Raw genomic sequence first — 16,304 nt, 5'->3', positions numbered from 1 at the left:
GTTAACTCCCCGTGCTTTGTGTTGCGCGTCACAAAGCGCCCGATGAGTTGTCGGGAATTCTCTTCGCGTCGCGTAATTTTCCAGTATTGGCCTCGAAGTTGCTGTGTGTAGGGCAAGCCACGAGCCTGGCGGTTCGTGATATCCCGAAAGCCGATACAGGAATGCAACGTGAAATTTCAATTCCGCCACTTTGTAATACCCACGATGTTTGCCGCCGCCGCGGCGTTTGTCTCGTCCGCCTCCGCCGGCCCGATGACGCTGGAGCTGGAATTCAGCGGTCCGTTCGCTGAGCCAGGCAGCAAAAATATGACGATTCACTATGACAATGGGTCTGGTACCTCCAAACAGGCACGGGTTGCTGCGGGCATGTTTTCGGGAAGGACGATAGAGGGTAGTGGCACCACAATAGATTCAAACACGCTGTTCATCAATCCTGGCAATGTGCTCGCGTACTGCGTGGATATTCTACAGACGTTGCAGCAGACCAGGACGGTTTACACCTTGGAAAACGTGGGCCAGAACGAGCTAGCGTGGGACGGCAACGTCTCGCGTAACTTCGGCCGAATGCTGAGTTTTCTGGGTGCGGTGAATTTTGTGCAGCAGCGGGATTTTGCGTCTGATTTCACCCCCGACAGCAAGAACTGGCTGCGGCCGAATACTGACTGGATGAGCGCCGCTATTCAGCTGGGGATATGGGAGAGTCTTTATGAAAAGACGGCTATCGATGATGAAGCCCCCGTTGATCTCTCGGTTTCGACGTCTGACAGCCAGAGTCAGTGGTTCTGGGCGACTAACTTCAATCTGGGCACCGAAGGGAGCAAGTTTCTGACTGATGCCTTTGCGTTGGTCAATACCGATAGCTCGTCATACTCTGCAGTCGACGCCAGTGAAGTATTGTGGGCGGTAAATACCAGTGGCCAGGACCTTATCATTGACCCTGTGGATGTGCCCTTGCCGGCGACGGGTTTCCTGCTTCTTGGCGGCATCGGAGCCCTGGCCTGGCGACGGCGCTGTCATTGATGTGCTTGCGTCGTGTGGGTTATATGGCAATGGCAGGTCCCTTGGGGCTGCCTCGGCGGGGCACATGGAAGCGTGGCCAGAAACCGGAAAGAAACATCAAATGCGACCCTCTATCGCCCAGAGCTGGCGGGGCCCGCCTGCTGGACTATACTTTTAATACCTTAGCCTTTGGCGACGGTGGTTTTGGGATACCACGACAGTGAAAAAAATCTCCGCGGAGATTTTTTTCAGGGATCAGGCGACAGTCAGCCAGGCCTGGATTCCGAGCGAGTGCCTCGTCCTGTGTGGCAGCGGGTGTTCGCGCTCATTCAGCCTCCGGAGTCGACTCGGACCTGGACTCGAGCGCAGACGCCGGTATAAAACTCCGCACCCGCTGCGCCGCATCGGCATAGGCACTGATCTGCTGCTGCTCTATCAGGTACTCAAACACGCCGCCGCGCATCTCGGTTTCGCCCTGCTGCACGTGGGCGTCATCCTGCATGCGAATGAGTGATCGTGCGCGCAGGTACTCCACCACGTTGGCGCGGGCGTAGGTAATGTCGCCGTCGATGGTGAGCAGCTGCTGCAGGTGTGCGGGCCGGCCAGTGGCCACAATCTTGAAGAACGGATCGCCGTTGCGGGCGGAGAACGGGCCGCTACCTTCCTCGCCCAGGGTGACTTCATCGGCCCGGATGCGGATGGTGCCCTGACGCAGCGACACATCGCCACGGTAGAGGGTGACGCCGACAGTCTCGTCACGAATAACCTCCCGGGTAACGATGTGGATGGGTTGCTCGGTATCGTCGGGGATGGCCAGTGCGCTGTCGCTGAACAGGCTGCTGGCGCTGAGAAGACCGAGCCCGCGGAGCAGTAGAGCCGCGGCGGATATTGCGCGATTAATCACCTGTGAACACTTCCTGTAAGTTGCATCGCCACTGACTCATCGCCACTCATAAACTTCAACGGTATAGCCGCCGGGGTCTTCGACAAGAAAAGCGCGCAGAAATTCAGGGCTACTGCCATCGTCCAGATGCTTGATGAATCTTACCTCCTGTCCGCGCAGGTGCTGGTACCAGCTATCGACGTCATCCGTTATCACGCTCAGCATGACGGGCTTGTCGTCACTGACCCGGTGAAAGCCCTTTGTGCCGTCCACTATCGCCACCGAGGAGGTTGGCGTAATGGCAAAGAACTTCACCCACCCGCGGTCGGCGGTTTTCTCAAACCCCATGACGTTGCCGTAGAAATGTGCGGCGTCGTCCAGGTCTTCGTAATAAAAGAAGGTGACCTGCCCGATCGCTGCTGGCGGGGCAGATGCCTCCCCGGCAGTCACCGACCGGCCCGATAGCAGGCACAGCAACAGGGCAGGCAACAGAAGCCAACGTGTCAGGGCGTTCGTGCGCATGGCGGGTGGCTTCATGGTGAGCGGCATTATCATCTTGGGTTTTCCTTTTCGGTTTATCTGCGCAGGTAGCGCGCGACCAGCTCGCGATCGCGGTCATTGACGCCTGCAGCCTCGGCATGCAGTGGCCAGTCCGCAATGGCTTCCACCACCCGATCGGCGATGGCGGCAACGTCGCCCTTAGCGCTGTAGTATGTCGTGCACGTTGTCGTAGCGGAAGGGCGCACCGATATCGCTCCGGCTTACCGGGTTTTTCAGGAGACCGTTTACCGTGATGAGGTGATGCCGGACGGTGGGTGCGTCGATATCAAAACGCTCAAGCAACAGAACCTCGCGACCATTGATGCTAGGCTGTCGATGACGCTGTTGGCGTCATAGCGCCGCCGCTGGCGCAGCGCCGCGAGTCGCGTGAGTATCCGGCGACCCCAGAGGTCGGGAAGATAGTCGTCGATGAACGCAGGTGAGCCCCCGCTGCAGCTGAGCGCAAATTCACCTTCGCGCAGCGGTAACTGTGCCGGGTAAATGCTGAAGGCGTGATGCTCCGCGAGGTAGTCGGGCCGATACCGAAAGCCCACGCGGCCAAGCTGGCCGTTATTTTCCTCAAGTACGACATCCGCGGCGTGACGAACGCCAAGGGCGTGCGTGGCGAGGTAGAGGTCCAGCCGCTGCCTGACCTGTCCGGGCGGGGCCATCACCCGCTGCCTTTAATGACGCTTGTGACAGCCATCATCGTACGTCGTCATCAAACAGGCTCGCGGGTTCATGGAGCAGCGCGTCGAAGGTGTGTGCCAGCCCGAGCACCCGTGCCGCTGCGTGATAGCGGCCCATGCTGACGCTCAGGTCACCCTTTTCCATTTTCTGTAGCGTGGCACGACTCACCCCGATGCGCAGGGCGAAGGCGGCGAGGTCATCGCGCGGGAAGTGCCGCCGGCGGGCGCGGCGCAGACGTTGGCCAAGGGCGGATAGGTGTGAGTGCATACCAGTAAAATAGTAAAAATTGCTTAATAACGCAATAATTACCAATATTATGGTATGTCTCGTAATGTCATCTTTATGAGGATCACCGGGTGGTTTGCGACTCTACGCCGCGCAATTGAGGCAGTGGTGGTCCTTGATGGAGTCTCGATCTGTCATCCTCGGCTTTCCTGAATTTCTTTCGCCAGCCATACCTTTATCAGGGACTGATAGGGCATATCTCTTTTGTTTGCCTCAACTTTGATGCTATCGAGCAGGCCTTCGGGGAGCCTCAGCGAAATGGTCTTCGTCGAATGTTTCAGGTTCGGCAGCATTGTCCGTTCGGCTTTGCGAAAATCCACGTAGTCACTGGAATCATGGCTCTCCCAGAATTCGCGTTCCTCTTTTTCCGTTTTGAAGTGCGGTATTCTCTTAAGCTTCTTCATACATCAATCTTTCCTTCTTGTGCATATCCCGGGCCGAAATGACTCTGATTAACTTATTGCGGTCCCGGAAAGTAAAGGTAATGTGCAGTTTTCTGCCAGCATTGGTTTTACCGTATGCGTGGTATCTGGTTTCCTCCTGGCTATGGCTCTCGTCCGCCAGAAGCAGCAATGGATCATTAAAAAACGCCTGCTCAGCTTCGGCTTGGCTAACATGATGTTTCTCATCGCTTTTTCTGGCGTTTCCTTCGTCCCAGTCGAAACCGACAATGTTCTTGAATTCAATCATCGTATGTATATTGTTAAAACATACATTATGAGTCAAGACGCTTCAGCTCTGAATGACCGAAAGGGCCGCCGCACAGGCATGAGGGGTCAGCCGAAAAACGCTGGGTGCTGTGTTGAACGGCAAGGCTGGCATCAGTCCGGAGATGGCCATTCGGCTATCTATTGCCTTCAATACGTCCGCAGAGAGTTGGCTGAACCAGCAGTCCCAGTATGAACTCTGGCATGCCGAGCAATACCGTAAAGAGCTCAAGGTCAGAAAGCTTGTCGCTGCCTGAAGCAGCGCGTCAAATCTTTACGCCAGCCTGAGCGCAGGTCGACACGGGACGACACTGCATGGGTGCTGCCGTCACGACCGGCGTTCTGCGCCGGCCAGGTGGGAAAGCAGCACCAGTGTCTGGCTGTAGTAATCGGCGTCGGCGGTGGCGTCGGCCGCGTCGTCCTGCGCGCGGCCGATCTCCCCTTCGGCGTGCTGCAAATCCACCAGGCGTGCCACGCTCGCCATCCCCCGACTCCACGCGTATTCCGCCGTGCTGCCATCGTCGAGATCAACCCAGGCGGGGACGGGATCGCGCTGCCACAGCTGTTTCAGGGAGCGCCAGTTGTCCTCAGGTGCAAGCCCGGCCCAGGTGGCATACAGGGGAATGCGCACGGCATCAAAGCCGTAGCGGGTGGAAAAGCGCGGACTCGGTCGCAGCCCGTCGGGGCCGATTTCCAGCCAGTCGGGGGGTAGCTGCGCATCGCCGAAGCGTGCGCTGTCGAGCAGGTCCACACCGCTGTCGATCAGCGCCTGCCAGGGTCCGGTTGGCTGCTCGCGATCAAAGGCCTGCAGCGCCGGGAACACCCAGTAGGAAAGGTTCACGGTAATGGCATCGTCGTGGCGAAAGCCGACCTCGCCCGGGAGCAGCAGGGTGCGGTTCTCATGCGTCAGCACCAGCTTCTCTGCCACCGCCGCCATGATGGTGAGCGCGGCAAAGTGATAATCGGCATTGCCCCAGGCATCGCCGGCGCGCAGCAGTGCCCAGGCCACCAGGAGATCGCCGTCGCTGGCGTTGTTGCTGTCGGTCACGCAGCTCGTGTCCGCCGCCGGGCAGGGCGCATAGCGCCAGCTCAACAGCCCATCCCTGCGCTGCAGCACCCGCGAAGTCCACCGCCATAGCCTGTCAAAGGCACCCTGGTCGCCTGCGGCGACCGCCAGCAGCATGCCGTAGCCCTGCCCCTCGGAGTGGGAGATGTCGGCATTGCCGGAGTCAATTACCTGCCCGCCGTGCACGAAGCGCTGCTGGAAATTCTCCCAGCGGGCGGCTTCCAGCGTGGGCGCCGGCCCCGGGTGGCGGGACCCGTCACAGGCGCTGAGCAGCATCAGCACCGCGACCAGCAGTCCCGCGCTGCGTCGTGCCACGCCACTCGCTGTCGTGATGATGCGGATGTCTTCCCTCGTTCTGGCCGTTGTGCCTGTTGTCTCGCTCATTGTTCCCGTTGTGTTTGCTGGCGGCGATTACGCCCGAGCGACAGACGATACAACAAACAGGCGGAGAGCGTGACAAAAACGAGTACGCGGAGCGCCGAGTACCAGGGATTGTTGGACAGCTACACGCGCGGGGTGGCGACCGGCTGTTCCGGATCACCGACGACACACAGGATGTGGACGCCGAGGTAGTGAACGATGAGCGATGCCACCTCGGTACCGCCGATGTCAGAGCCTGTCGCGCAAAGCTGCGGCTGACACCTTCCAGGGATTCCAGCGGTCGCGATAGGAGGTGCGATGGCACAGCTCCATGAGATAGGCGTAGGTCCGGACAATTCTGAGATAGATGCCTGTGTAGAGCGGCATGAGGGGAATGAAGGGGATAAGCGCCCACTCACGATGGGTCATGGTTCGACCGTAAAGTACTGTAGCCACACCATACCCAATCACGTTGCACACCGTGTACAGGAAGTAATTGATAATGAAGATCTTCGACATCAGCTGCGGCGCGAAGAGTATCATCTGCACCAGATACACCCACCATTTCAGATTCAAGGCGACGTTGGCAAAAAGATTCTCTGCGGTTGACAAAAAATTGAGCAGGGCAAAATTTCGGTCTGGCCGCAACACGTTGGCATGCTTGCGCACCCGGAAACGGATCAGTGAGCGATCCCACCGATACCGCTGCCGCGCCAGCGAGGTGAATGTCTCCGGCACATGGGTGTAGCAGGCCGCGCGAGGCTGGTGAACGATTCGGAAGCCCAGCTTGCGGATTTTCTGGATGATATCCCCGTCCAGGCCCGGTCCGACGTCCCAGCCGCCAAGCTGTATGAGCATGTCGCGTCGAAACGCGCCACAGGCGCCGGATACGATACGAAGTATGCCGAGGATGGAGGAGACCGTGCGCCCCGTCGACAGTGTCTTCATGTATTCGATGTGTTGCAGCCGCGTGGTCAGCGAGTGGTCGCTGTTGGCGACCCGAATATCGGCGCCCACGGCGCCGACCCGACTATCCAGATAGAAGGGAATCAGCACTTCTTCCAGGGCCCCCGGGGAAAGATGGGTATCCGCGTCCAGGTGCACAATGTACGTGCCGCGCGAGAACGACAGGGCGGTATTGGCCGCAGATGCTTTACCACCGCGCGTCTCGTTGCGAATGAACTGATGGATCAGGCCCTGGCGAAGCAGCCGGCCGCCAATTGCCGGGGTGTCGTCGTCGGATCCATCGTCGACCACCACCACTTCAAAATTTGAGTAGCTTTGCCTGCGCAGGGAGTGTGCGAGGCGTTCCAGATGTCTGCCCTCGTTCTTGCCCGGCACCAGAATCGAGACCAGGGGGCGTTCCTTGTACAGTCGTTTGCGTGCCCACAGCCAACCCCGGCGTCGGCGCCTGAGTCCCGGGAGGTAGACCACCAGAACGAGAAGATCGAGCAGAACGTAACGCGCGAAATCAAAGAAAAAAAACGGCCAGAAATAGAACAGCAGCTGGCGCGGCTCAAGATTGAAAAAGAATGTGAAGGCGTCTTCAATCACGCGGGCGCGATGCCATGCTTTGCAGTTGCGCCTCGAGATCCACGTCTTCCGTCAACTCCAGCAAGTGACTTTCCAGTCTTGGGTTTGCAGAAAGATTGGCGCTCATGACCTCGGTCAACCGGCTGATCAGACGTTCCCGGGGCACCTCGGCGTTCTCGAGGCCGGTTTCTGCAAGCAGAAACAGGTAAAACCGTTCCTCGCGCGATGTCACCACGTCGGTGTCGCGTACGATGCCTGCCATCACCGAACTCAGCGCTTCGAACAGCTCCACGGCGCGGGCGCCCAGCTGCGCGTAAATCTGCTCCATGTTGTCGATGCTGAGAAAGAGCAGGGTGCTGCGGGTTTTCCCGAATCGCTTTATCCGCGACTGTTCGATGTGTACGAAGCGCTGAAAGACGGACCAGGGTACGAGCCCGATATCGCGCTCCAGCAGATGTGTAAACAGGCTTTCCACCCCGAAGCGCGCGGCGTTGTCGCCAAGTGGCGTGAGACGGAAGCGATTGATGGTTTCCCGGTGCTGATTCTCCGGTGCCGTTCGACGGCCGCAGGCGAAGCAGGTCGTGCGCACGTCTGCTTCCTGAAACCGGTGGTCGCAGCTTCGGCAATGGTAGATAAGGGAAGGTTTGTCGTAATCGACGCCGATGTGCTTCAGATCGCGGCCGCATTTCCCGCACGACAGCTTGTCGTCGTTGCGGTATTCGTCAATTGGCGCGACATGACCACAGCGAAAGTGGTGCACGAGCTCTTGAATATCGAGATCCGCAGATTCGCACTGCTTGCAGGTTTCCTCAAAGGCGAGGAAGGCGCTGCGGCAATGAAAACACAGATACGCACTGGCGCTGAACTCGGCCTCAAGGAATTGCTGGGTCTCGAGAAACTGGAGGATTTCCAGTGTGCCGATGGCGGCGCCGCCGAAGTAGGGCAGCAGCGGCGGATACACGAAGCCCGACGGCATCTGCGCCGTCATCATCGGTTCGATACTGAGGTGGCGGCTGGCAAGGTGTCTGAGCACACGCATGCTTGTTTGCCCGTCGGTCTCATTGGGGTCCGGCAGCTCCGCTATCCAGCGCTGCAGGTCCGCGAAATGGGACAACCAGTGGCTGCTATCAAAACTTTCCGGCGATACGGCGCCGTCCGCGGCTCGGCAAGACAGGGATGACTGGCCCCCCTTGGCCGTTAGCAGCAGTATCGGCTGCAGATAGGCTGCGGGTGATGGCTGTTGCCGCACCGCGGTCATGAGCTCGAGCGGGTCTCGGACATTCGCTTCATCGATAAGCCAGAGAGCTGGTCCCGAGTCCCCATAGTCGTGCACCTGTTCCGCCAGCACTCGCTGTGCATCGCCGTGCACCGCTTTGTCGGCATCGTCGGTCAGCTGTAGCAATTGACTCATCGTTTTACCATCACTTTCACATTCATGCGGGAGTAGGATGCCCACTCGGCGGCGGTTGCCGCGTCCGCCGGAGCAAGGACCACCCGCAGCGCCGCAGCGACGGGGACATAGTCCTGTGTTTCCAGACGCGGCGCGTCCGCCGCTGAAGACTCCACCCGTTTCACCCGACCCTCGCTCTCGCGACCATCCGGCAGAGTCACTTTCGCCGTGGCCTGGCCGACCAATGCCGACAGCTCATCGCCGGCCGCAAACACCTCTATCCACACGCGCGGTGTCGTCTCCCGGAAAAGTATCAGTGGCTCACCCCGCTCGATGAACTCCGAGGGCTCGCGACGTAACGCGATGACCGTGCCGTCCTCAGGTGCCCGCAGTGCCTGGGTCAGACAGGCCGGGTCGAGACGCGTCAGCAGCTCGGATTGGGCAGTAATCTCGGCGAGGCGCGCTTCCAGCGAGACAGTCGCGATACGCCCCAGTTCCTTTTCATCCTCAAGCGCCTGAACGCGCTCACGCCAGGCAATCAAGGGATCACCGCGGCTGTTATCGAGCTCCAGCGCGCGCTGCACGGTTGACGCTGGCGACTGCTGTTGCAGGCGTTGCAGTCGTTCATCGAGGAGTCGGTTCTCGGCTTTGGCGAGACGCAGGTCATGACGAACCTGCTCGAGCCTGCGATCCTCGAGCAGACGCTCTTCACAGGCCAGCTGCGGGTCGATCAGTGCGAGTATATCGCCTTGCCGGACAGTCTGTGCGCGCATCACCTTGGGCGTTACCTGTCCGGACAGCGGTGCGCCGAGAACCCGCGTCTCAACCATGACCTGCCCTGTTAACTCAAGTCTGGTGGCGTAGCGCCAGCCCAGCTGCAGCAGGTAAGCGAGGAATGCCACCAGGATGGCGAGATAAAGAAACTGTGTGAACTGCGCGCCACGTGACTTCGTCGCGACGGGTTCGGGACCGATGGAGACTGTGCTGGTTCGGTTGTGAAGGCGCATCAGTCTGCGCTGCCCAGCGCGAGCCAGTCGTCATAGCCGTGGACGGCGAAGCGCTCAATGCCCACCAGTCTCTGCAGGTCGCGCATGTGCGATTCCAGCGCCAGTTCATTTGGGAAATCGCTTGCACGCAGCACCCAGCGAAGCTTGTGTCCCGGTATTGTTTGCGCCAGCATCATGGCCTTGCCGATACCGGCTTCCCGGGATTGCCCGTATGCCATGATGGAGAGCTCGTCGGCGATCAGCGCAAGCTCGGCGTAGCGCGACTCCGGCCAGTGCGCCGGTAGCGACAGTCGCAGGGGCATGTCCTGTGGCAATGCTTTGCGGATGCCGCCAATCAGTGCAAGATACTCGTCAATCAGTGTGTCCCGATCCCTAGAGTAGTCCGGGTGTTGCTGTGGCTCCACGTCCAGGTGAAGCGCCATATCGCGCGTTACCCCGGCAGCTTCCAGGGTGTTGAGAATCCGGTCTCTGGTGCGCGGGAAAGCGTCGGGGTCGAGCCAGGCCACGTCGCCCATCAGCAGTTCCACTTCCGGGCGAGCCTGCTGCGCCAGCAGGGCACGCAACTTTTCCAGGTCTGTCTGCCGTCCGGCGGAAATGCTGAATCGATCCAGGCGCTTTGCTGCCGCAAGGTCCAGCAACACCTCGTTGGGTGCACCATTGAAATCTCCGGACCAGAGATACAGGGCCCGATGACCACTGCGGGCCCTCAGCTCCGGCGTCAGTGGAACGAACTGCAGGAATTTGTCATCGAAAGGCACGCGGGCATGCGCCAGGGTCTCGAAAATCCGTCGATACAGGACTTCCTGGCCGGAGGCGGCGGTGTCGGCGCTTTGCAGCAGCGATTTCACCCGGGTAATGGCGACGGGGAGGCTGCCTTCTCCATGAAGCCGATATTCCGCGAGCGACCTCCGGGCTCGTTCGGCGGCCCGGCTGACGGCATAGTAGGCATCGATCACCCGCTGCAGCTGCTCGCGTACCTCTAGATAGGCCGAGCGGACGATCGCGCTGCGCTCTGCGCTTGCCAGTGACGCACTGGCCGCGTTGTAGCGGCGACGCTCCTCAAGAGCGACCGTTCGCGGCGCGCCTAGGGGTACGCTGAAGCGAAGTCCGGCGACTACATCATCGGGATTGCCGCTGCCATCGACCTCCTGGCGCAGGAATACGCGCAGCCGATTTTGCTGCGCCGCGTCGTAACGTGCTCTGCTGATGTCGTCGCTGAGCTCGCGAGCGCGCTGGAAGCGATTGTCGCGCTCGATAGCGTCCATCAGCGCCGGCATATCGATATCAATGACCGGCGGCAGTCCTACTGAACCTTCCCGAACGATACTGGAAAGATAGTCGATTTCGCGCTGCGCCAGCAGGAGATCCCGCTCACTGACCAGCAACTCGTCGAGATGGGACCAGCCCTGAAAGTAGGCGCGACGCTCATAGGCATGCACAGGAGCCATGAGGCGCAGGAGCAGACTCTGAATGTCGAGCCGAAGTGGCGCGAACAGCCCGTGCACCCTGTCTCGCTGACAGCGCAGTGTTTGCGAGCGGGTCTCCTCCTCGGCGAGTAGTGTTTCCATTTCCGCGCGGGAGCGCAGCAGGTCTGCTTGCCGGTTGTTGCCGACATATCCGCCGTTGAGGAGTTCCCAACTTAATTCCACGAAGCCGCGACCGGGATTTCCATCTTCGTTGACGATGTCGTTGCCGGTGTAGAAACCGTTGAGCCGAAAGCCCTGGTCCGCATCCTGTAGGCTGGCCTCGCTGTCCAGCGCATCCGCCAGATGACGACGGGGGCTCTCGCCCTCGCAGCGCTCAAGCGTTGTGAACACTGCCGGCGTGCGCGGTCCCGAGAGGAGACGTTGCACGTTTGCGTCGATATCCTCCAGCAGCGTCCATAGGGGGTCGCGCTCGTTCTCTGGCGTCGCGGTCTGGGCTGTGGCCGGCTCGGGCAGCGCAATGAGTAATGTCATCGTGACAATTGCTGTTGCTATGGAGGCGCGGATAGCGGTGTCTGCGTAAAATGTGAAAATAAGCTTCATTGCCATTGTCTGATGATCATAATGCCCTTGCCGGCTCCACTTTCGTGTTGCCGCCGCGCGGCAGGTGGCGCGTAAAGAAAAGTATACCCGCGAGCATCAGCCAGAGGCTTCCTGTTGCCGGCACTTGCTGAGATAGGGTGCCGAACTGCAAATTGTCAAAACCAACGAAGTCATCGAGCACGAAACCCTGCCCGTCGCCCGTCTTGTCCTCAATCAGGCCGAGTTCCACGAAGCTGAAGGGTGTATCGCTTGCCATTGCGAAGAAGCGTAGGCTGCCTTCTTCGTGATCATTGCAGCTCAGGTTTCCAGGCACACAACTCCCAGACACCCCGCTACCTCCCGCGTGTGAATCACCGTGTGGTGTGCCGCCAACGAGCAATTTAAACAGGTCGCCCAAAGGGCTTTCGTTATCCCAGATTCGCGCAGTCAGAGTCGACTCGCCGTCCGAGCTGCCCAGGTCCGTGATGTCCATGGCCAGGAAATTGATGGGGGCTGTGAAATTCAGGCGCAGGGGGCCATAAGGATTGTTTGACTGATCATTCGCGGCGTCCCATTTGTCGTGTCCGTGATACCGATTCCAGCCTCCGGGCACTGCTTTTAGGGCTTGGCTTCCCTCACTAACATAGCGCTCAGCGTTGTCCGTGAAGCTGAAACGTGATGACGAGACGGTCAGTGTCATATTCTCGTCTTGCTCGAAGTCCTCTCTGGGCGAGCCGGTCTTGAAATTCTCCAAATTCGCATGCTCGAAACCCTCATTCCAGCTTGCAAGCTGGTTCCGGGTTTGCATGTCTTGTTCGAATGCGGCGCGATCCTGCCACAGCATGATTCCCGCTTTGCTGGGTGCTGCTGTCAGGCAGGAAATGAATAACAGCCCGGCAAAGCGTATGCGGAAGCCACAATTTGCAGTGCCGAGGCTTCGGAAGGCATTGGAAATTTCCAGACCTAATAGTTGCATACGTTTTTCTCCAGGGTCATCGTGAGTCGAGGCGGCCCTGACGTCGTCGGTTCGCAGGGTTGCCAGGTAGTTAGCGTGAAAACCGTTGGACGAGACATCAGGACGCGACCGGCATACTAGGGGCAGCGGTGCCCCGGGGCAATTCAGAATGGTGAACACCGTCAACTTTTTTACAGACGCGCTGAGCATGCTGGGTAAAATTGTGACGGGATTCGCGAACGGCGGCGAAATCTGCAAGGCGTGGGCCTTTACCGTCATCACCGTTTGACCGGCCATCTTGCGTGGGCAGTGTTATGTCCTGATATTGGGTTGACTACAGCCTGTGCGCCTTGGGCCAGCGCCGCTTCAGGCAGATCCACTGGCCGGGGGTGGCGCGGATCCAGTCCTCAAACTGCCGGTTGATCCCCAGGCTGAGGGTACTGGCATCAGTGGCTGTTGCCGCCGCCGTCTCGTCGGCTGAAGAAGCCCCGCTCAGGTGAGCCGGTGACCACAGCGGCGCCAGCACCTGAACCCGAAAGCGCGCGGCCCCCAGCCGCTCGCAGTGGATTGGCACCAGCGCCGCTCCGGTGGAGAGCGCCAGGCGCGCGGCGGTGGTGTTGGTCAGGGCCTCGCGGCCGAAGAAGGGCAGCAGGGTGCCGGTGTTCAGCCGCGTATCGGTGGCAAGGCCAATGCAGTGGCCGGCCTTCAGTTCGCGGATTAGCGGGCGAACGCCGGCGTCCGTGGGAATGAGGCCAACGCCGAAGGCGCTGCGCAGGCGCTGCAGGGAGCGGTGCATCAGCGGGTTGGACTCCGGCGCAATCACCGTGGAGATGGTCAGCCCGGCGTGGCGGGCGATAAGGTTGGTGAGCTGCCAGGCGCCGACGTGGGCGCAGACAAACACCATCGGCTGGCCGCGGTCCATTGCCGCCTGCGCCTGCGGGTCGATGCTGAACTGGATGCGCTGCTCGCGCTCCTGCCAGATCTGCTCCAGCTTGATCAGCTCGGCGGCGGACTCGCCCAGGGAGCGGAAAATCTCGCGCACCGTGTCGCGCCGCCAGCGGGCGTCGCGCTCGGGAAAGGCGATGGCCAGATTGGCGTCGGCCTTGCGGGCTTTCTCGGAGAGGGGACCGAAGCGGCCGAACAGCGCGCGGGCCACCTGCGTGGCGCGCTCCGGCGACAGGCGCTGCACACCCCAGAACAGCGCCTGAAAGAACCGTGCTTCGATCTGCTGTGCCAGTCGGCCCAGCGGCGGATAGCGCGTCGCCAGGGATTTTGGAATCAGGTAGTACTGCGCCACCGGTCAGCGGCTGTCGCGGGGCGTCTCGGCGGGCCGGGTGCCGAACACCATGTCCCACAGCGGGCTGCTGACGCCATAGCGTCCGCTCTGACCGGAGAAGTGGTGCTTGAGGTGGTAGTGCTTGAGGAATTTCGCCACCCGGTTGCGCATGGGAAAATGGTGGCTGGCGTAGTGGATGTAGTCGTAAACCAGGTAGCCGACGATAAAGAAGGCGCTGAAGGCATCCAGCCAGGCCGCCGGCAGCAGCGCGCTGAACAGCAGGTACAGCACCGCCATGATGGGAATGGCGCCGGCGGGGGGCATTACCAGCCGGGTCTTGTCCTTCGGGTCGTCGTGGTGGTTGCCGTGGAACAGGAACACCAGCCACTGGCCGAGGCGGCCGCGCGCGGGAAAGTGAAACAGGAAGCGATGCAGCAGGTACTCGGTGAAGGTCCAGGTGACAAGCCCGGCGATGGCCAGCAGGGCAAGCGTACCCGCGCCCAGATCATGACCCGTTGCGCCGCGCCACAGCAGCCAGGCCGCTACCGGGCCCCAGAACAGCAGCGGGGTGATCGGATGCACGTGCGAAAGCCGCTCGAGAAGGTCATTCTCGAACAGGCGGATAGACTGGTGGGGTGTCTCGGTCGCCATGGCAGTATCGCGGGTCGGTACTCAGGAAGCCTTATTGTAGCGTGTCGCGCCGGCGCTTTGCACCGCATGGCCCGCGGCATTAGTATCGCCTGCCGATGCCGTGCCGCGCGGCCACAGCCGCTTCGAGCACAGCCACTGCGTCGGTTGCTCGCGAATCCAGCTTTCGAACTGCCGATGCAGCTGCTGCATGAGGTCGATGGCGCGCTCGCGTTCGTCCGCGTCGGCATCTGCCGGCGTTATCGGCGGGTAAAAGGTGATACGAAAGCGCGCATCCTCCAGTCGCTGCACCCGCGTGGGAATGAAGGCATAGCCCTGCTTCAGCGCCAGTCGCGCGGGCATGAGCGTGCTGGTCTTGGGATGGCCGAAGAAAGTGATGTCCGTCCCCTCATCCACGCGTCTGTCCACCGCCATGGCGACGGAATTGCCGTCTTTCATCGCGCGCAGCAGTCGTCGCGTACTGTTGTCCCGCGGCAGCAGCTGGCAGCCCATGACGGCGCGGGAATCGCGCAGCAGGCGATTGATATGGGGATTGCTCGGTGGCGTATACAGCGCCATGTGAGGCACGCCCAGCTGGCTCAGGCCGATGCCGATCACCTCCCAGTTGCTGAGGTGGGCCGACAGCACCACGCAGGGCTGCAGCGCGGCGGGATTGCACAGGCGCGTGTCCAGCTCGAAACGTGTGGTGTCCGTGGTCAGCCGTTCCAGGTGGGGATATTCCGCGAGAATGCGTCCGCTCTGGCGCCAGCAGTCGCGCACCAGCGCATCCAGCTCCTGGCCTGAGCGTTCGGGAAAGGCGATGGCCAGGTTCTCTTTCAGCAGTCGACTCTTGTTGCGCAGGAGCGGCCCCACCAGCCCCCCCAGGCGGCTGCCCAGGCGCGATGCGCGATCCACCGGCAGCCGGCGCATCAGGGCCAGCAGCAGACGGATGAAACCTTCATCGAGTCGCCACAGAGCGCGACGCAGGCGTGGCAGGCGCCGCGCCAGGGGCTTCAGTGGACTGCCGAGGATGAACTCTGCCATCGACTCAGGCGACCGCCCCGGTCAGGGACGCGAGGCCCGCGGCGAGGCCGATGCGGGGCTGCCAGTCGCAGACGCTCTGGATGGCCGCATTGTCACAGACCCAGTTGTCGTGCCGCAGCTCGCGCAGCTTCGAGGGAGTCAGCATGGGCGCGCGGCCGGTCAGGCGGGCGAGGCGCAGGTTGTTGCTGGCCACCAGGTTCAGCAGCAGGGGCGGCACCGGTCGCAGCGTCACCGGGCGTCCCCAGGCCTGGCTGGCGGTATCGGCGATCTCCTGCCAGCTGTAGCCGTCGGCCTTGCCATCGTGCAGCGTCAGCGTTCTGCCGCTGCCGTGGGGGCTGTCGAGAATGGCCAGCGTCGCCGCCACCAGATCGTCGATATGCAGCAGAGATACCCGCGCCTGTGCGCTGCCGGGAAGCGGGGCGATGCCGCGCTGCGCCATGAGCCGGAACAGCGGCAGCATTTCCCGGTCTCCCGGGCCGTAGACCGCGGGCGGGCGCAGCACGGTCCAGTCGAAGGGCACCTGTGCCGGAGCCGTATTGAGCAGCGCCTGCTCGGCGGCAAACTTGCTGCGGGCGTACCAGGACAGCTGGGGTTCGCGGGCAGCCAGGGAGCTGAAGAAGATCACCCGCGGCGGATGGCTGGCGGCAGCCAGGCGCTCAAACAGATTGACGCTGCCGTTGACGTTGCCCTGGTGAAAGTGCGCGTAGCGTCCGCCGCGAACCACGCCGGCGCAGTGAATCACGCTGTCGGCGCCGTCCGTGAGCTGTGCCAGGGCGTCGCGGTCTTCCAGACTGCCTGGCACCCGTTCACAGCCGAGGGCGTCCAGGGCGCCGGCCGCGGCCGGCTGTCGCACGAGGGCGCGCACAGCGTGACCGCGCTCCCGCAGCGCCCGGGCAATCGCCTGGCCAATAAAACCGGTGCCCCCGGTCAGGGCGA

General features: G+C 61.3%; 18 protein-coding genes and 1 pseudogene. 2 read left to right on the top strand and 17 right to left on the bottom strand.

What is annotated here, in order from left to right:
- Window positions 1–168: 168 nt before the first annotated feature.
- Complete coding sequence (locus EV688_RS08400; protein WP_131917596.1) at window positions 169–1,020, top strand: VPLPA-CTERM sorting domain-containing protein; 852 nt, start codon at window positions 169–171, stop codon at window positions 1,018–1,020.
- 304 nt (window positions 1,021–1,324) lie between these two features.
- Here EV688_RS08400 and lptA read toward each other — a convergent pair whose 3' ends face one another.
- The 7 genes from lptA to EV688_RS08370 all read right to left on the bottom strand — a co-directional run bounded on the left by lptA (window position 1,325) and on the right by EV688_RS08370 (window position 4,087).
- Window positions 1,325–1,903 (bottom strand): lipopolysaccharide transport periplasmic protein LptA, encoded by a 579-nt coding sequence (gene lptA / locus EV688_RS08395; RefSeq protein WP_117315301.1) that lies wholly within the window; start codon window positions 1,901–1,903, stop codon window positions 1,325–1,327.
- Window positions 1,904–1,939: 36 nt separating this feature from the next.
- The gene (locus tag EV688_RS08390; protein WP_117315303.1) at window positions 1,940–2,437 is read right to left on the bottom strand and encodes a VOC family protein; all 498 of its coding nucleotides are present in this window, start codon (window positions 2,435–2,437) and stop codon (window positions 1,940–1,942) included.
- 20 nt (window positions 2,438–2,457) lie between these two features.
- The gene (locus tag EV688_RS17410) at window positions 2,458–2,628 is read right to left on the bottom strand and encodes a hypothetical protein (protein ID WP_162883798.1); all 171 of its coding nucleotides are present in this window, start codon (window positions 2,626–2,628) and stop codon (window positions 2,458–2,460) included.
- Between the two features lie 39 nt (window positions 2,629–2,667).
- Complete coding sequence (locus EV688_RS08385; RefSeq protein WP_117315305.1) at window positions 2,668–3,093, bottom strand: HipA N-terminal domain-containing protein; 426 nt, start codon at window positions 3,091–3,093, stop codon at window positions 2,668–2,670.
- 34 nt (window positions 3,094–3,127) lie between these two features.
- A complete protein-coding gene (locus EV688_RS08380; protein ID WP_117315307.1) occupies window positions 3,128–3,379 on the bottom strand; it encodes a helix-turn-helix domain-containing protein in 252 nt (83 codons plus the stop codon).
- Window positions 3,380–3,531: 152 nt separating this feature from the next.
- Entirely contained in the window at window positions 3,532–3,801 is a 270-nt protein-coding gene (locus tag EV688_RS08375) for a BrnA antitoxin family protein (RefSeq protein ID WP_117315309.1), read from the bottom strand.
- Window positions 3,788–4,087, bottom strand: coding sequence for a BrnT family toxin (locus EV688_RS08370; RefSeq protein ID WP_117315311.1), 300 nt, complete (start codon window positions 4,085–4,087; stop codon window positions 3,788–3,790). The genes EV688_RS08375 and EV688_RS08370 overlap by 14 nt, the downstream gene beginning before the upstream one ends.
- A gap of 94 nt (window positions 4,088–4,181) precedes the next feature.
- On the opposite strand from EV688_RS08370, the pseudogene EV688_RS17795 reads away from it, so the two are divergent.
- A pseudogene (locus EV688_RS17795) lies at window positions 4,182–4,361 on the top strand (HigA family addiction module antitoxin); the annotation flags it as partial.
- A gap of 71 nt (window positions 4,362–4,432) precedes the next feature.
- On the opposite strand, the gene EV688_RS08360 reads toward EV688_RS17795, so the two are convergent.
- The 10 genes from EV688_RS08360 to EV688_RS08315 all read right to left on the bottom strand — a co-directional run bounded on the left by EV688_RS08360 (window position 4,433) and on the right by EV688_RS08315 (window position 16,299).
- Window positions 4,433–5,554, bottom strand: a complete 1,122-nt coding sequence (locus tag EV688_RS08360) for a family 8 glycosyl hydrolase (RefSeq protein ID WP_205686501.1) — start codon at window positions 5,552–5,554, stop codon at window positions 4,433–4,435.
- Window positions 5,555–5,779: 225 nt separating this feature from the next.
- Window positions 5,780–7,084 (bottom strand): glycosyltransferase family 2 protein, encoded by a 1,305-nt coding sequence (locus EV688_RS08355; protein WP_205686502.1) that lies wholly within the window; start codon window positions 7,082–7,084, stop codon window positions 5,780–5,782.
- Window positions 7,077–8,474, bottom strand: a complete 1,398-nt coding sequence (locus tag EV688_RS08350; RefSeq protein ID WP_117315313.1) for a TackOD1 domain-containing metal-binding protein — start codon at window positions 8,472–8,474, stop codon at window positions 7,077–7,079. Before EV688_RS08350 ends, EV688_RS08355 begins: the two co-directional genes overlap by 8 nt.
- Window positions 8,471–9,460: an HlyD family secretion protein gene (locus tag EV688_RS08345; RefSeq protein ID WP_117315314.1), complete on the bottom strand. Its 990-nt coding sequence runs from the start codon at window positions 9,458–9,460 to the stop codon at window positions 8,471–8,473. Before EV688_RS08345 ends, EV688_RS08350 begins: the two co-directional genes overlap by 4 nt.
- Window positions 9,460–11,418, bottom strand: coding sequence for a hypothetical protein (locus tag EV688_RS08340; protein ID WP_131917594.1), 1,959 nt, complete (start codon window positions 11,416–11,418; stop codon window positions 9,460–9,462). Before EV688_RS08340 ends, EV688_RS08345 begins: the two co-directional genes overlap by 1 nt.
- Before the next feature lie 85 nt (window positions 11,419–11,503).
- Window positions 11,504–12,700, bottom strand: a complete 1,197-nt coding sequence (locus tag EV688_RS08335) for a hypothetical protein (RefSeq protein ID WP_131917592.1) — start codon at window positions 12,698–12,700, stop codon at window positions 11,504–11,506.
- A 55-nt stretch (window positions 12,701–12,755) separates the two neighbouring features.
- Window positions 12,756–13,718 carry a lysophospholipid acyltransferase family protein gene (locus tag EV688_RS08330; protein WP_117315320.1) on the bottom strand — a complete coding sequence of 321 codons (963 nt, stop codon included), beginning with the start codon at window positions 13,716–13,718 and terminating at the stop codon, window positions 12,756–12,758.
- 3 nt (window positions 13,719–13,721) lie between these two features.
- The gene (locus EV688_RS08325; protein ID WP_162883799.1) at window positions 13,722–14,348 is read right to left on the bottom strand and encodes a sterol desaturase family protein; all 627 of its coding nucleotides are present in this window, start codon (window positions 14,346–14,348) and stop codon (window positions 13,722–13,724) included.
- A 21-nt stretch (window positions 14,349–14,369) separates the two neighbouring features.
- Complete coding sequence (locus EV688_RS08320) at window positions 14,370–15,368, bottom strand: lysophospholipid acyltransferase family protein (protein ID WP_117315322.1); 999 nt, start codon at window positions 15,366–15,368, stop codon at window positions 14,370–14,372.
- 4 nt (window positions 15,369–15,372) lie between these two features.
- Window positions 15,373–16,299, bottom strand: coding sequence for an NAD-dependent epimerase/dehydratase family protein (locus tag EV688_RS08315; RefSeq protein WP_279388112.1), 927 nt, complete (start codon window positions 16,297–16,299; stop codon window positions 15,373–15,375).
- Window positions 16,300–16,304 lie beyond the last annotated feature (5 nt).

This window comes from Chromatocurvus halotolerans, assembly GCF_004340525.1.
Classification (GTDB): Bacteria; Pseudomonadota; Gammaproteobacteria; order Pseudomonadales; family Halieaceae; genus Chromatocurvus; species Chromatocurvus halotolerans.
Note: the sequence above shows the minus strand (reverse complement) of the source record. Positions and strands in the feature narration are given on the sequence as shown.

Excerpts from the sequence above, each read along its gene's own strand:
- EV688_RS08390 (WP_117315303.1), bottom strand. The coding sequence starts at position 2,437 with ATGATAATGCCGCTCACCATGAAGCCACCCGCCATGCGCACGAACGCC.
- EV688_RS08385 (WP_117315305.1), bottom strand. The coding sequence starts at position 3,093 with ATGGCCCCGCCCGGACAGGTCAGGCAGCGGCTGGACCTCTACCTCGCC.
- EV688_RS08380 (WP_117315307.1), bottom strand. The coding sequence starts at position 3,379 with ATGCACTCACACCTATCCGCCCTTGGCCAACGTCTGCGCCGCGCCCGC.
- EV688_RS08375 (WP_117315309.1), bottom strand. The coding sequence starts at position 3,801 with ATGAAGAAGCTTAAGAGAATACCGCACTTCAAAACGGAAAAAGAGGAA.
- EV688_RS08370 (WP_117315311.1), bottom strand. The coding sequence starts at position 4,087 with ATGATTGAATTCAAGAACATTGTCGGTTTCGACTGGGACGAAGGAAAC.
- EV688_RS08360 (WP_205686501.1), bottom strand. The coding sequence starts at position 5,554 with ATGAGCGAGACAACAGGCACAACGGCCAGAACGAGGGAAGACATCCGC.
- EV688_RS08350 (WP_117315313.1), bottom strand. The coding sequence starts at position 8,474 with ATGAGTCAATTGCTACAGCTGACCGACGATGCCGACAAAGCGGTGCAC.
- EV688_RS08345 (WP_117315314.1), bottom strand. The coding sequence starts at position 9,460 with ATGCGCCTTCACAACCGAACCAGCACAGTCTCCATCGGTCCCGAACCC.
- EV688_RS08340 (WP_131917594.1), bottom strand. The coding sequence starts at position 11,418 with ATGACATTACTCATTGCGCTGCCCGAGCCGGCCACAGCCCAGACCGCG.
- EV688_RS08335 (WP_131917592.1), bottom strand. The coding sequence starts at position 12,700 with ATGACGGTAAAGGCCCACGCCTTGCAGATTTCGCCGCCGTTCGCGAAT.
- EV688_RS08325 (WP_162883799.1), bottom strand. The coding sequence starts at position 14,348 with ATGGCGACCGAGACACCCCACCAGTCTATCCGCCTGTTCGAGAATGAC.
- EV688_RS08320 (WP_117315322.1), bottom strand. The coding sequence starts at position 15,368 with ATGGCAGAGTTCATCCTCGGCAGTCCACTGAAGCCCCTGGCGCGGCGC.